The following is a 14,492-nucleotide window of genomic DNA, read 5'->3' on the forward strand; positions in this document are numbered from 1 at the left end:
ACGGTGCCACGCCCACGTGGCCAAACGTATCCGTCTCCGCGAACCACAACCCCGACCGGCCACTCGGGCCCGCCGGGGGATGGGTGCTTCGGTGCAGTGTGCAGGCGTGCAACGTTGCCGCTAGGACGCTGCTGCGCCGCACGGTTGTGCTTGGGCGGCGGCTACAGCCTCCTGAGCTACTGAAACAAGTTACTGCACCACCGTCAGGCGCTGCGTGGTGGCCACGCCGTTGCCTGTCATCCGCAGCAGGTACAGCCCGCTGGCTAGCCCGCCAGTTTCCACCTGCACGCGCTGCGTCTGCTCCGCGGGCGGCGTGCCGCGGTACACCGTGCGTACCTTCTGCCCGAGCGTGTTGTAGAGCGTCACGGTCACCTCGCCCTTCTGCTTCACCGCAAACTCCACGGTGGCCTGTCGGCGCACCGGGTTCGGGTAGGCCGTGAGCGTAAACGCCCCGCGCAGCCCAATCTGCACCGTCACCGGGTCGGAGAACGACGCCGTGCCGTCGGTGTCCACCTGCCGGAGGCGGAAGGTGTGCGTGCCGGCGGTGAGCGCCTCGGTGCGGAAGCGGTAGGTCTGCGGCGCTGTGGTCGTGCCGGCGCCCTCTACGAAGGCCACCTGCTCGAAGGTGCCGCTCGGCGTCTTGCGCTGCACGGCAAAGCCGGCGTTGTTCGTCTCGCTGGCCGTCTGCCACGACAGCACCGCCTCCTGACCGTCTGCTTCGGCCGTGAAGCTGCTCAGCTCTACCGGAAGGGTGTTGTATTGTGTGCTCGATCCGATGGCAAACTGCGAGAAGCTGCTCACCGATGCGCACAAATCAGATCCATCGACGGTGGTGTTGAGCGGTTGCCACGACTCGCTCGCAAACGTCCGGGTAAGCAGCACTAGTTTCTGAATGTCAGCAACGCCCGGCACGCCGCTCGCGTCGAAACAAACCGCGGCCTGAAAACCCGACAGCTGGTCGCCAACGTTGAGAATCGTGTAGTACTGATCGTCCCACAGCACATCCGGCTGAATGGACGTCCCATCGCCTGAGGTGGCCGTTTGCGTAGCGAACGTGCGGTTGTACGGCGGCTGGTTGTACGTAGCAATGGCCAGCGTGCCGCCCGCGCTACTTCCGGCGGTAAAGGTAACCGAGACCCGGTTGTCGCTGGCCATAGGCCCGGTAGCCCCCGCCGCCACCGGCGCTTCAAAGAAATCGTCCGACGCGGCCACAAACGACACAACATAGGTGCCGTCGCCCTGCCCCTCAAGCGTCGCCACGGTAAACCCAAGCGAGGGACTGATAAACTCGTAATCAGTGGTCGGAAACACCGTACCATTTACGCGGCGGACGCGCATCACCTCGTACGTGCCGGCGGGCGTACGGATCGTCCCATAGCCTTCCACTTCTCCAGAGATCGCCACTGCCCCTCCATTGGTTTCATCGCTCCAGGTCGTTGGCGAGGGGCTGTACCGAAGCGGCGTCTTGTACTGCAAGAGCGGCGGATCGAAGGGATTGGAAAACTGTCCGCTGGATGTCACGAATACACCGCCGTAGCTGTTGTCGCCAGCGTCTGGCCCCGACGTCTTGATGTCGTGGTACGAATACACCGTGCCGGAGGCTTGCCCGCTCGGATCCTCCAGGATGAGAGCAAACGCGTGCGGGGCCTGCGAGAAATAGGAGTCGTTGGCGCCCAGCCATCCAAGCGCCTGCGCCTCGGCGATCGTTCGGTAACGAATGATACCTTGTCCCTGCAAGTCGTACAGGAGCGCGCGCAAATCGTACGTTGCATTGGCTCCGGTAGCATCAAGGGCGGCCTGCAAATCGGGGGTCGTCGTGGGATCAAGCGCCGACGTCACAAACACCTGCGCCGCATCGTTTGTCCCAATCAAATTCAGCAGGTCCTGGGACGTAATTTCAGTAACTTGCCCTTGCGCGGGCTGCATAAGCAGCGTTAAAGCGGCAAAGCATCCAAGGAGTATTCGTTGAAGCATGGTTTTGTCCGGTTTTGTGGCGTGCGTTCGCAGATGGCAAAACATCCGATAAGATGACAAGGCGGCTGATACTTAAAGTAGCGCCACTTCCCCGTTACACCGGTCATCTTGGGCTTATCTTTTTGTCTCCAGCGCTTGCCCGCCTCCCGCAACGCCCGCACAAGATCCGGGCATTCATGCAACATTGACGCGCAAACGCCGGACGCGCCCTTGCAACTCCTTGCCCTGGCGCTTAGCGTTACATTGCTATCTGTAAGCAGTCTAAATAAGGGAAAAGTTGTGGCGCAGCAGCGCACCGTGCGCGGCCCCGCCCCGCACGTAAAGCGTGTGTACGAATGCCCTCGGCTGCTCGCAGCACGCCGTACTCACTTTGACGCAACACGGACCAACGACTTGATGATGATGCCGTCTTTTAGTACTCGCTGGTACCGCGCACTGGGCGCTTTGCTCATGGTGTGCATCGTGGCCGCCCCCACCACCGGTTTTGCGCAATCGCAAGAGGCCGTTGTTAAGGGAACGGTACAAACCGCCAATGGCGACCCGGCGCCGGGCGTGAACGTCCGGCTGAAGGGCACCCGGCTGGGGAGCACCTCCGACCGCCAGGGCCGCTACCGCATCGACGACGTGCCGGCAGGGACCTACACGCTGGTGGTTTCTTACGTGGGCCTCGAAACGCAACGCCGCACGATTCGCGCGGCCGCCGGTGCAACCGTTACCGTACCTTCCATCACCCTGGAGGAGACCACCCGGCAGCTTGAGGAGCTGGTGGTGCGGGGCATGCAGCGCAACATCTTCAGCGTAGACCAGAGCGTGCACGTCGCCAAGCTGCCCTTGCAGCGCATCGACAACCCGCAAGTGTACAACGCGATCTCCAACGAGCTGCTAGACAGCCAGGTCGTCACCACCCTCGAGGGCGCCCTCACAAACGCACCCGGCGTGTTTAAGCTGTGGGAATCGACGGGCCGCCAAGATGGCTCGGGCTACTACTCCATTCGCGGCTTTTCCACCCAACCCACCATGCAAAATGGACTGCCGGCCCTCACCAACGGCTCGCCCGACCCGGTGAATGTAGAACGCATCGAAATCATCAAAGGCCCCTCGGCCACGCTGTACGGCAGCAGTCAAATCTCGTACGGCGGACTCATCAACGTCGTCACCGAGAAGCCCTATGAGGACTTTGGCGGCGAGGTTGGATACACAACCGGTAGCTTTGGACTGCAGCGCGTAACGGCCGATGTAAACACGCCGCTTGGCAATGAAGACTTGCTGCTCCGCGTAAATGGCGCCTTTGACAGCCGCGAGAGTTTTCAGGATGCCGGCTTCTCGCGCTCGGTCTTTCTTGCACCGTCGCTCAGCTACGACGCCACCGACCGGCTCTCCTTCCGGCTCGACGCGTCGTACTACACGAGCGAGCACACCAACCCCACAATGCTGTTCATGAATCGCTCGGTGCCGCTTGAGGCCAACACCGTTGAGGAGCTGGGCTACAATCCCAACAACTCACTGACGGACAACGACCTTACGATTAGCACCCCTACGATTAGCATGCAGGGGCAGGCTCGCTACGAAATCTCCGAACAGTGGACCTCGCAAACAGCCCTGTCGCGCAGCGTGAGCACGTCCGACGGCTATTACTCGTATCTGTGGGACATGGCCTCGAATACCGATACGTTCACGCGGTACATCAGCGATCAGAACGCAACCACCACGGCCACCGACATCCAGCAAAACTTCAATGGACAGTTTGAGGTGCTGGGCACGCAGCACAAGATGGTGGTGGGGCTCGATTATTTTCAGGAACGCCTTGTAAGCAACAGCTCGGGGTACGTGGGCTTCGATACCGTCACGCTGGGCACGCCCGCCGCCGGGCTCTCCAGCCAGGCCGTAGATGAAGCCCTTGCGCAGGCCGCTAGCACCAACAGCGTAAGCGCGCAAGAAACGTACAGCGCCTATGCCTCGGATGTGATTCAATTTATCCCGCAGGTGTCGTTTATGGCCAGCCTGCGCGTGGACTACTTCGACCAGCAAGGCGTGCAATCCTCGCCCGATGACAACTTTACGCAGACGGCGCTTTCCCCTAAGTTTGGCCTGGTGATCCAGCCCCTCGTTGATCGGCTGTCGCTGTTTGCAAACTACATGAACGGCTTTAGCAACGTGGCCCCGCGCACCCAAGGCGATGGCAGCATCCGTGCGTTTGCGCCGGAGCAGGCCAACCAGTGGGAAACCGGCATTAAGGCCGACCTGTGGTCCGACCGGCTGACGGCCACCGTGAGCTACTACGACATCACGGTGTCGAACGTGGTGCGGCAAGACCCCACCCGCCCGAACTTCTTCGTGCAGGATGGAAAAATCACGAGCCGCGGGATTGAGACGAGCCTCAGCGCTTCGCCGCTGCCCGGCCTGGAACTCATTGCCGGATACAGCTACAACCAGAGCGAAACGGTAAACACGGCGCCCGACTTCGAGGGCGATCGTCCGGTGGATGAATTTGTGGGCCTACGCCCCGAAGAAGCCGGCCCGAAGCACCTGGCCAACGTGTGGGCACGCTATCGCGTCCGCGACGGACTGCTGAAGGGCGTTGGGATTGGCCTGGGCGGCAACTACGCGAGCGAAAACGTGGTGCTGAATCGGCAAAGCACCGGCCGCTTCGTGCTCGACTCGTTCACCGTGCTGAATGCCGCGCTGTCGTACACCACCGCCCGCTACCGTCTTAGCCTGAAGGTGGATAACCTGACGGACGAAACGTACTACCGCGGCTGGACCACGATCAATCCGCAGGCGCCGCGAAGCATTCGCGCTGCGTTTACCTACAAGTTCTAAAGACACACACCACCTCAAGTGGACCGGTGACGCGGCGGAGGGCGGTCGGTTAAGCCGCTGCTCCGTCGCGCTTTGTGCCGTGTCCACAGGTGGCGAACCCGTTGATTCTTGCCTTCCCTTCGTCCATGATTTTTGCCGTGGCTCTCATCTACGTTGGCACGGCGCTGTGGTATGCGGCGTCCCCCGCGACGCCCGCGCAGCTACAACCGGCGCGCCTCCACCCGTCGCCTGCGCTGTTGCGCAGCGGCGGCAGCCTCGCCCTGGCGCTGGGGGTGGGAAGCGCCGTAGCCACCGCGCCCTACGGAACGGCCGTGCTCGTCTGCGCCGCCGGCTTCATGGCCGCCGCCTCGCTGTTGGTCATCGCCGCGCCGCTGCTTCGCCGCTTCCTTCCACTGTCCAGCGGACTTGCGGCTGCGGTCGCGGTGGCCGCCTTCGTGGCACGCTGGCTCTAACCTGCTACCTGTGCTTATGAAGTACGACTGGACGCCGCATGAGGCCTGGAGCACCACGGGCGCCGTGGTGCTTGGCAGCACCGCCGTGTTTGTTGCCTTCACCCTGTTTTGCACGCTTGCCCTGCCGGTGGCCCGCGCAACCGCCCTCGCCGTTGGTATTTTGGGCGGGCTGCCGCTGTGGGTGGCCGCCATGGCCTACGCCCTCTTGTCCGATGGCCCGCTTCGCACCTGGGGCGGGCTCTTGGGCGCCTGCGCGGTGCTGCTCGGCCTTTCTGCCTGCGCTCATTTTCTGCTATAACCCCCTATGAACATCGGCCGCCGCACCTACACCTTGATGTGGGATGCCCATTCCGTAACGGGCCTCGTCATCGGACTCGCGCTGTTCGTCCTCTTTTTTACGGGCGCGCTCGTCCTTTTCCGTGGCGAGATCCGGCAATGGGAAGAGCCTGCGCTGCGCACGGTGCAGGGCCCGCGCCAGCCGCTCGATGCGCTCGTCACGCCGGTGCTTGACAGCCTGGGCAAGGGCCAGCAGCCGCCGTCGTACGTGCTCATGGAGATGCCGACGGAGCATGCCGGCACCCTGTATCTTTACGCTGCGGGCAACACGCACAAGCCCTCGCACACCGCCTGGGTAAATCCGGTAACCGGCGCCTGGGTGAGTCCGCCCACGGGGGCCGATGCGACGCAAACGCTGTACTACCTGCACTTCTTCTACCAGTTGGGGCGCTGGGGCCTGTACCTGACGGGGTTTGTGGGCCTCTTTATGCTCCTCGCCATCCTGACGGGCACCGTGGTGCACTGGAAGCGACTGGTGAAGGATTTCTTCCGGTTTCGCCCTTCCAAGAAGCTGCGCGTGGCCTGGGCCGACGCCCACAAGGTGCTCGGCACCCTGGGCCTTCCCTTCCAAGCGCTGTTCGCCTTCACCGGGGCCTACATGGGCCTGCTGGGCTTACTCGCGCTGCCCTACGCCGCGCTCCTGTACGACGGCCAGCCCACGCAGATGTACCGCGACGCCGGCTACTACGGCCCCGCCGTAACCGTCGACTCGGCGGCCATAGCCCCCGCGGGCCTGCCGCGCCTCCAAGCGTTTGTCGCACGCACCGAGCGGCAGTGGACCGACTTTGAAGTGACGAGCGTCATCGCGAGCGGACTGGGCACGCCTACGGCCCGCGTTGAGGTGATTGGTGAACGGCGCGGGGCCGCGGTTGGAGGCACCGGCGCCCTCGTCTTTCATCGCACCACCGGCCGTATCCTCGCGCGCCGCGCCCCCACGGCCGTCGGTCCGCTGAACAGTGCTGTCCAAACCATGGAGCGCTTGCACTTTGCGGCCGTCGGCGGGCGGGCGCTCGACCTGCTCTTCTTGCTGCTGGCCCTCGCCTCGTGCGTTGTCATCCTTACCGGCAACTTCACCTGGCTGGAGGCCCGAAAGCGGCAAGACCGGTGGACCCACGCGCTGATGGCACGGGCCACCGCGGGCGTCGCTACGGGGCTGCTGCCGGCCACGGCGCTGCTCTTCCTTGCCATGCGCTTCCTTCCAACCGATGCTGCCCCCGCGCTTACAGCCGGCCCCGTATTTTTTGGCGGCTGGGCGCTGGCGCTGCTGTACGCGCTGGCACAACCCAACGTGGCGCGCACGCATCGGCAGTTGCTCATCGCAGGCGGCGGGCTGGCCCTTCTGCTTCCGCTGGTGAACGGATGGATGACCGGCGATTGGCTATGGACCGTGGGGCGCACGCAGCGGTGGAGCACGTGGGGCGTCGACGTTGGGGCGGTGTGCGCCGGCCACGCGGCCCTCGCGGGCGCCGCGTGGATCGACACCGATCCGGCCGATGAAGCCCCTGCGCCTCCTTCGCAGCGCAACGGGCGACGTCCGCACGAGGTGACGCTGCAGACTGCGCCCTAGCGCCTGCGTGCTCGAATTAGCACCTGTCTGCTGCTGATTAGTTTGTTTAAACCTTAACAGCTCTGCGGCTTGCATTCGTCGCTACGGCGTGCTACGCTATCTATACGTTGTTTATAACAAGTCTAAATAAGAACGGCATGCGAGGCTTTCTTGCACTCCTGCTGGTCATGAGCTGCTCCGGCACGCTTGCTGCCGCGCAGCGCGCGCCGGTCGACACGGTGTATGCCGATACCACGCGGGGCGCGGTTCGTATCGCACCCACCAGCCAGTTCGACGCGCCCCTGGCCCTCGATGAAATCGTCGTCACGGCCACGCGCAGCCAAACCACGCTGGCCAACGTGCCGGTGCCCACACAAATCATCGGGCGGAAAGACATTCAGTCCAGCGGCGCCATTCGGCTCGCCGACCTCCTGGCCGAGCAGCCGGGCTTGCAGCTGAGCTACGACCACGGCGCGGGCCTGCAGGTGCAGGGGCTTGCCTCCGACTACACGCGCATCCTCATCGACGGCGAACCCGTCATTGGCCGCACCGCCGGCACCCTCAACCTCAACCGCATCACCGTGGCCGACGTGCAGCGCGTGGAAATTGTGCGCGGCCCGTCGTCTTCGCTGTACGGGAGCGACGCCCTCGCGGGCGTGGTCAACATCATCACGCGCGATGCAAGCGGTCCCCCCGAGGCCAGCTTTCATGCCCGCTATGGCTCGCACGGCATGACCGACGTGGGCGTGCGTGCGTCCGCTACCCCGGGGCCCTTGCGTGCGAAAGTGTTTCTGAGCCACTATGCCTCCAACGGCTACGATCTAACGCCCGCCTCGGTGGCGCCCACCATGCCTTCGTTTGCCGACTACATCGGCCGCACCACGCTCCGGTACGCCCTTGGCGCACGCACCACGCTGTCGGTGCAGGGGCGGTGGGCCCACCAGACGCAAACCAGCCGCGTATCCGTCACCAACGAAACGCAGCTATTCACAAATGATGGGGAGCGCACCGACTGGCTGCTCACCCCGACGCTCACACACACCCGGAGCGGCGTCTCGCTCGAAGCCCAGGTGGTCGCCTCGGGCTACCGCACGCGTACCGCCCTAACCGGCGTAGACGACGGCGCCTCGCTAAGCCGCGCACGCTTCAATCAGCAGTACCGCAAGGCCGAGCTCCAGCTGCAAGCTCCGCTCGGATCACGCCACGTGCTCACCACCGGCGGCGGCTACATTCGTGAAACGGTGGATGCGGATCGGGTGACCGGCGCACGCACCGGCGGATTTTTCTTCGTGCAAGACGAGTGGGCGCCGGTTGCGTGGCTTGACGTGGTGCCCAGCGCGCGCCTCGATGCGCACAGCGACTACGCCACGCGCGTGAGTCCGAAGCTCGCGCTGATGGCACGCCCGATGGATGGCCTCCGCCTGCGGGCCTCGGTGGGCAGCGGGTACAAAGCCCCGGCCTTCCGGCAACTCTATCTCAACTTTACCAACCCGCAGGTGGGCTACACCGTGCTGGGGGCGCAGGAAGTGGTGCAGGGGCTGGCGCGCCTCCGGGCGCAAGGCCACATTGCGGCCTTGCTGGCCGACCCCGCTACGCTTGGCGGCCCCATCGAAGCCGAGCGCTCGGTAGCGGTCAACGTGGGCGGTGGGGTCGACCTCCCGTATCGCGCAACGCTGCGCGTCAATCTGTTCCACAACGAAGTGCGCGACCTCATCGACACGCAGCCCATCGCGCGCCGAACCAATGGGCAGCAAGTGTTCACGTACTTCAACCGGGGCCGCGTCTTCACACAGGGTATCGAGGCGGAACTGGGGTGGAACGCGGGGCGCGGGCTCGACGCCGCCTTCAGCTACACCTACCTCAACGCCAAAGACCGCGACGTACTGGCCGACCTGCAGGCCGGCCGCATCTACCGCCGCACCGAGAGCGGACGCGACGTGCCGGTATCGCCCGACGATTATGCTGGCCTGCGCGGCCGCTCGCACCACCGTTTTACTGCGCAACTCACCTACCGCCTCCCCGATGCCGGCTTTACCGCATCGGTACGCGGGCGCTACCGCGGGCGCTACGGCTTTGCCGACCGCAACGGCAACGGCATTGTAGACGTGGCCCGCGAGTACGCCCCCGGCTACGGCATGCTCGACATCACCCTTACCCAATCCTTTGCGGACCATTTTGAGGCCCAAGTGGGCGTCGAAAATGCGACGGACCGCGTCAGCCTCCAATACACGCCGCAGCTCTCGGGCCGCACCTGGTTCGTGGGGCTGCGCGCGCACCTGTAACTCGTTGTTCATCCATACAAAACACCCGTTCCCATGCTTTCATCCACCACCCGCCTGCCGGTTGGCCTTGCCCTCGCGCTACTGCTTCTGGTAAGCGCGTGCGACAGCAGCTCCCCCGTTTCATCGGAGGAGGACGTCAACCTGTCGGTGCAGACCGTGCAAGACCTGCCCGCCGACCCGGCCACACAAATTGGCCCCAACGGCCGCCCGCGCGGCCTCAATCAGTACACGTTCTACAGCCTGCGCGAGGGGGATCTTGTGCTTGCACATGATGCCGAAAACCGGGCCGACTCGGCCTCCACGCAGTGGGACATCGCGCTGCAAGCCACCACCATTCGCATCAATGGCGGCAGCAGCGGGCCAGGCAACGGCGCGGCCTACGTCGCCGAAGCGGCCTTTCAGGAAGTCAGCTCGGTTGATGTCAGCCGGCTGGCGGCCGACACCGACGCGCAGCTCGCCATCCCCACCGGCTCCGGCAACGGCTGGTACAACTACAACGCCAACGGGCAGAACTACATTCGCCCCATTCCCGGCCGCACCATCGTTGTGCGCACCGCCGACGGCGAGGGCTATGCCAAGATTCGCATTCTGAGCTACTACAAGGGCAACCCCGAGCTGCCCACCGACCGCGAGGCGCATCCGTCGCGCTACTACACGTTCGATTACGTTGTGCGCACCGACGGCGAGCCGTCGTTTGAGTGACGCCACCGCTCCGCTCGTTTCTCTTTTGCATTAGGTCTTCCAGCCCATGACTTCTTTGGTTTCCTGGAGCAGACTGTTCGGACTGCTGCTACTTCCGCTGCTGTTTTTTAGCGCGCCCCGCCCGGCGGCCGCGCAATCACCGAGCTACCTCGTGCTTGCCCCCGACCGTGGCTTTCTTGGCAACGAGGAGATGCGCGACGCCTTCGCTGCCTTTCAGACGCACGAACCCGGCAGCGCGCTCGCCTTCGTAACGCATGAGCAGACCGCCGCCAACATCGACGCGGCCCTCCGCCGGCTGCCGACGGACACGCAAACTGTCGTGTTGCCGTTCTTTCTTTCGCCGCACCACGCGCTCTACCAAAAAGCGCGCGCGGCCCTCGCCGATCGTTCGGTGCAGTGGGCCGATCCGTTTGGGACGAGCTACTTGGCCGAGGAGGTGCTGTTTGATCGCGTAGCGGCGCTCGCGCCGCCCTCAGGCCCCCATGCCCTCGTGGTGGTGGGCTATGGCGCGGCCACCGCGGACGATGCGCGCGGCATCCAAGCCGATCTGCAGCCGCTCGTGCAGCGCGCCGGGCAAAAGTATGGATTGGATACGACGCGCGTTGTGGTTACCTACGCCCGCTCGGCTCCGGCCCAGCAAGCCGCCGAGGCTCGCGCTGCGGTGGCGGCGCAGGTGCAGGCACTTGCGCAGACGCACGACCGCGTGGTGGTCGTGCCGTTTCACCTGGGTATGCGCTACACCACCATGATGGCTAGCTGGGCGTGGACGAAGCGCGGGCTGCGGGGCATTGAGGGGCTGGCCATCGACGGCGCCGGCGTGCTACCTCATCCCAACGCCACGCGCTGGCTGCGTCGCACGGCTACCTCGTATCAGACGCTCACGGCCGACGAGGTGGGCGTCATCCTCGTGCCGCACGGCTCCGATTACAACTGGAACGAGCGCATGCGCCAAAGCCTGGCCCCGCTCGCCCAGGACTACACCGTCGCGCATGCCTTCAGCATGGTCGATCCCTATGTGGTGGAGCGCGCCGTGCGTGACCTGGAAGCCAAAGGCGTGAAGGCCGCCGTGATGCTACGCATCTTTTCCCTCGAATCCAGTTTCGAAGGCACCGCCCGGTACATCCTGGGCCTTACGCCCACCTATCGCGGCGGCATGCACGGTCGGTTTCCGTCGCGCATTGAAACGCACCTGGCCCTTAGCACCGTGGGCGGGCTCGAAGACAGTCCGTTGTTTGCGCGCGCCCTGCTCGATCGTGCCCAAGCGATCAGCACGAACCCGGCGCAAGAGACGGTGATCTTGCTTGCGCACGGCACCGGCGACGACGCAGCAAACGCCCACTGGATGCAGAACCTGCGCACCCTCGCCGACACCATGCGCGCCCGCGGCGGCGATGCGTTCCGCGCCATCAAGGTGCACACGTGGCGCGAGGACTGGCCGTCGAAACGCAAACAGACCATCCCTGACATTCGCCAGATGGTGAAAGAGGCATCCGCGGGCGACGGCACCGCGCTCATCATCCCGGCGCGCACCACCGGTCAAGGCCGTGGCGAGCAGTACCTAGAGGGCCTCGAGTACCGGTACGGCACCGGGTTTGCGCCCCATCCGCTCTTCATAGCGTGGCTGCGCGCGCAGGTGCAAGCGGGCATCGAGCGGCTCAACACCACCCCCTCGCCGCCTGCCACCCAACAAGCGGCCCGCTAACGGCATCCGCCAGATGGCCGCATCCGGCGAAGCGGCGTGACGCACCGCTGCGGGCGTCACGCCGCTTTTTATCTGCGGTGCTACAAGACCTCCCTTACGAGATCTCCTTGTAGAAGCGGAAGCGCCGCTGATCGATGCTGTAGTTCCATCCCAGCGCCACCCGCTGGTTTTGGTCGGCCCAGTACGGGAACCGCTCGTTCGGCATCGACCGCTCGCTGAAGAAGTGACGCGTTTGCTTCGGGAACGGTCGATACGCCGCATCGGCATGGCGCACGTAGTAGGCCGTGCGCAACGCCTGCCTCCACCCCGGAATGGACATCTGGGGCGTCAGGTTCATGTAGAACGACCGCGTGGCGGTTCCGCGGTTAAACGCGCTAAACTGATACGGATCGAGCACCACCTCGCGGTAGGTGTCGGCGCCGCGGTAGTTGGTCTCTACGCGGTTGCGCACCACCCATGCCACCAGTTCTTGCTCGTGGGGCTTTTTGGTCTCGGAGAAGATGCAACGCGCCAACCACAGGGTCGAATCATCAATCGCTGGCAGTGCCAACAGCGGCTCGGGCGTGAATGTGGGCGCCGGGCTGTAAATGCTCTTGAGGAGCTGGTACGTCTTCGCTGTTCGAGCAGAAGACGAACGGCCCTCCAGCCCACGCGTTGAGAGACGCGTGGCCGTGGTCGTCACCGTTGGCTGTGACGCCTGCGCGGTCGTTGCAGATTGTGCAGTGGCCTGTTGAAATGCCGGTGCCTGAGACACACCAGCAGCCGAAACGGCCAAAAAGAGCGATGCACCAGCAATTGTAGCACGCTTATTCATATAGGGGGATACGCTGTTCGTAGGACGGCGAAACAAGCTGCTGTTCGCATGAAAAATAGTGCTAAGTCCTTCGTAAACAACAACTTGATGTTCGACGGTCGTTTCCGTCGTGCACCGGTCAACGAGGCCTCTACTTGCAAGTTTCCAGACCGGTATTCCTGTAACCGCTTACGTAACAATTACTTCGTTCAATTAATCGCACCTTCTATTTCTGATTTTTACACTCTTCATCCTGTGTTGGCGCTTGCTTCATCTCTGTAATGCGATGGTATGTGCCCGCATACACCTGTAATTTTTTCTTATAGATACGAGCACACACGCATGGCAAAAAACGACCTTCGGATTGTTGCCGATGAAAATATTCCAGCCGTTACCGATGCTTTTTCGGCGCTTGGTTCTGTCATCACCCGCCCGGGGCGCGCGATTCAACGGGCCGATGTCGCCGATGCAGACGTCCTGCTTGTGCGCAGTGTTACACGCGTAACCCGCCCCCTCCTTGCGGACACGCCCGTTCGGTTTGTGGGGTCGGCCACCATTGGCACCGACCACATCGATCGTGATTTCCTGGAGGCGGCCGGCGTGGCCTTTGCCCATGCCCCCGGCTCCAATGCCGACTCCGTTGCCGACTACGTGCTCGCGGCGCTCCTCACGCTGGCAACGCGGCGCGGCGTCGATCTCCGCACGCGCACCGTGGGCGTGGTGGGCTACGGAAATATCGGGCGGCGCGTCACACAGCGCCTCGAAGCGCTGGGCCTACGCGTGCTCGTAAACGACCCGCCGCTACGGGCCAATCAGGCGACCGACCGCCCGCTCCATCCGCTTACGCACCTGCTGGAAACGGCCGATGTGCTCACGCTGCACGTGCCGCTGACACGCGAGGGGCCGCATCCTACGCAGCACCTCATCGACGCGGCGGCGCTGCGACGCATGTGCGACGAGGCGTGGCTCCTGAATACGTCGCGCGGGGCGGTCGTCGACAACGCGGCGCTCGGCCATGCCCTGGCCCACAACGCGGTGCGCGCCGCGGTCTTGGATGTGTGGGAGGACGAGCCAACCCCCGATCCGGCGCTCGTGGAGGCCGTCGACCTGGCCACGCCGCATATTGCCGGCTACGCCCTCGATGGGAAATTACGCGGGACGCAGATGCTGTACGACGCGGTGTGTCGCCACTTGGACCGAACGCCTGACTGGTCGATGGACGAGGCGTTGCCGCCGGCACCGGATCCGCTCGTACCGCCCGACCCGCACCTGCCGCCTACCGAGGCGCTGCACGCGCTCGCCCAGCAGGCGTACAGCGTTACGGCCGACGATCAGCGGTTGCGGCCGCTCGTGAACCAATCGCCCACCAAACGCGGGGCGTTCTTTAGCGGGCTGCGGCGGGAATATCCCGTACGACGAGAAATGCAATGCTACCGCGTCGATCAGCGGCTCCTCCATCCTGCGCTGCAAGCAGCCGTGACGAACGGACTGCTCACGGGCGGGCTCACGGATCGGGATCGATCTTCAGACGCTCAATCTCGATGATTTCGATTGGCGTGCCCCACATCTGGGCCGTCATGACGTTGCGAGGCACCGCCCGAAAGCGCACCGTAAGTCCATCCTGCCGGAACGCTTCATCCAGGGCCACCGGCTGGTAGCGCACGCTGTCTTGCGTCACCAAACCGTAGAAGCCGCCCTCCAGGTCGATGTAGCGCACCGTAGCGGTTGCGCTGATGGCATCTTCGGGAGCGGGCAGGGTGTCGTTGGCACCGTCGTTGGCCACAGGCACGTTGGAGTCGTCAACAGAAGATCCTACGGTATCATCCACGGGTTCCCGTGCAGCGCCGCACGCGGCGATCAGGCAGGCAACACAACTCAAGACAAC

Annotated in this window: 11 protein-coding genes; 8 read left to right on the forward strand and 3 right to left on the reverse strand. The window is 64.1% G+C overall.

The window, feature by feature from the left end:
• Positions 1 to 189: 189 nt before the first annotated feature.
• Entirely contained in the window at positions 190 to 1,974 is a 1,785-nt protein-coding gene (locus SALLO_RS17750) for a T9SS type A sorting domain-containing protein (RefSeq protein WP_169577900.1), read from the reverse strand.
• A gap of 396 nt (positions 1,975 to 2,370) precedes the next feature.
• On the opposite strand from SALLO_RS17750, the gene SALLO_RS0107380 reads away from it, so the two are divergent.
• The 7 genes from SALLO_RS0107380 to SALLO_RS0107410 all read left to right on the forward strand — a co-directional run bounded on the left by SALLO_RS0107380 (position 2,371) and on the right by SALLO_RS0107410 (position 11,814).
• Complete coding sequence (locus SALLO_RS0107380; protein WP_211214082.1) at positions 2,371 to 4,794, forward strand: TonB-dependent receptor; 2,424 nt, start codon at positions 2,371 to 2,373, stop codon at positions 4,792 to 4,794.
• A 137-nt stretch (positions 4,795 to 4,931) separates the two neighbouring features.
• Positions 4,932 to 5,246 (forward strand): hypothetical protein, encoded by a 315-nt coding sequence (locus SALLO_RS0107385; protein ID WP_157621331.1) that lies wholly within the window; start codon positions 4,932 to 4,934, stop codon positions 5,244 to 5,246.
• A gap of 16 nt (positions 5,247 to 5,262) precedes the next feature.
• The gene (locus SALLO_RS0107390) at positions 5,263 to 5,544 is read left to right on the forward strand and encodes a hypothetical protein (RefSeq protein ID WP_022835674.1); all 282 of its coding nucleotides are present in this window, start codon (positions 5,263 to 5,265) and stop codon (positions 5,542 to 5,544) included.
• 6 nt (positions 5,545 to 5,550) lie between these two features.
• Positions 5,551 to 7,149 (forward strand): PepSY-associated TM helix domain-containing protein, encoded by a 1,599-nt coding sequence (locus SALLO_RS0107395; protein WP_022835675.1) that lies wholly within the window; start codon positions 5,551 to 5,553, stop codon positions 7,147 to 7,149.
• A 137-nt stretch (positions 7,150 to 7,286) separates the two neighbouring features.
• The gene (locus SALLO_RS0107400; protein ID WP_022835676.1) at positions 7,287 to 9,410 is read left to right on the forward strand and encodes a TonB-dependent receptor plug domain-containing protein; all 2,124 of its coding nucleotides are present in this window, start codon (positions 7,287 to 7,289) and stop codon (positions 9,408 to 9,410) included.
• A 33-nt stretch (positions 9,411 to 9,443) separates the two neighbouring features.
• Complete coding sequence (locus SALLO_RS0107405) at positions 9,444 to 10,112, forward strand: HmuY family protein (RefSeq protein WP_022835677.1); 669 nt, start codon at positions 9,444 to 9,446, stop codon at positions 10,110 to 10,112.
• 46 nt (positions 10,113 to 10,158) lie between these two features.
• A complete protein-coding gene (locus SALLO_RS0107410; RefSeq protein WP_040605738.1) occupies positions 10,159 to 11,814 on the forward strand; it encodes a hypothetical protein in 1,656 nt (551 codons plus the stop codon).
• Between the two features lie 94 nt (positions 11,815 to 11,908).
• Here SALLO_RS0107410 and SALLO_RS0107415 read toward each other — a convergent pair whose 3' ends face one another.
• Entirely contained in the window at positions 11,909 to 12,628 is a 720-nt protein-coding gene (locus SALLO_RS0107415; RefSeq protein ID WP_022835679.1) for a cell wall hydrolase, read from the reverse strand.
• 321 nt (positions 12,629 to 12,949) lie between these two features.
• Between SALLO_RS0107415 and SALLO_RS15930 the strand changes: the two genes are divergently transcribed.
• A complete protein-coding gene (locus SALLO_RS15930) occupies positions 12,950 to 14,152 on the forward strand; it encodes a 4-phosphoerythronate dehydrogenase (protein ID WP_022835680.1) in 1,203 nt (400 codons plus the stop codon).
• On the opposite strand, the gene SALLO_RS15935 is transcribed toward SALLO_RS15930, so the two are convergent.
• Positions 14,112 to 14,435 (reverse strand): hypothetical protein, encoded by a 324-nt coding sequence (locus SALLO_RS15935; RefSeq protein ID WP_022835681.1) that lies wholly within the window; start codon positions 14,433 to 14,435, stop codon positions 14,112 to 14,114. The two genes, SALLO_RS15930 and SALLO_RS15935, sit on opposite strands and share 41 nt — an antisense overlap.
• Positions 14,436 to 14,492 lie beyond the last annotated feature (57 nt).

The sequence above is a fragment of the Salisaeta longa DSM 21114 genome (assembly GCF_000419585.1).
Lineage (GTDB): Bacteria > Bacteroidota > Rhodothermia > Rhodothermales > Salinibacteraceae > Salisaeta > Salisaeta longa.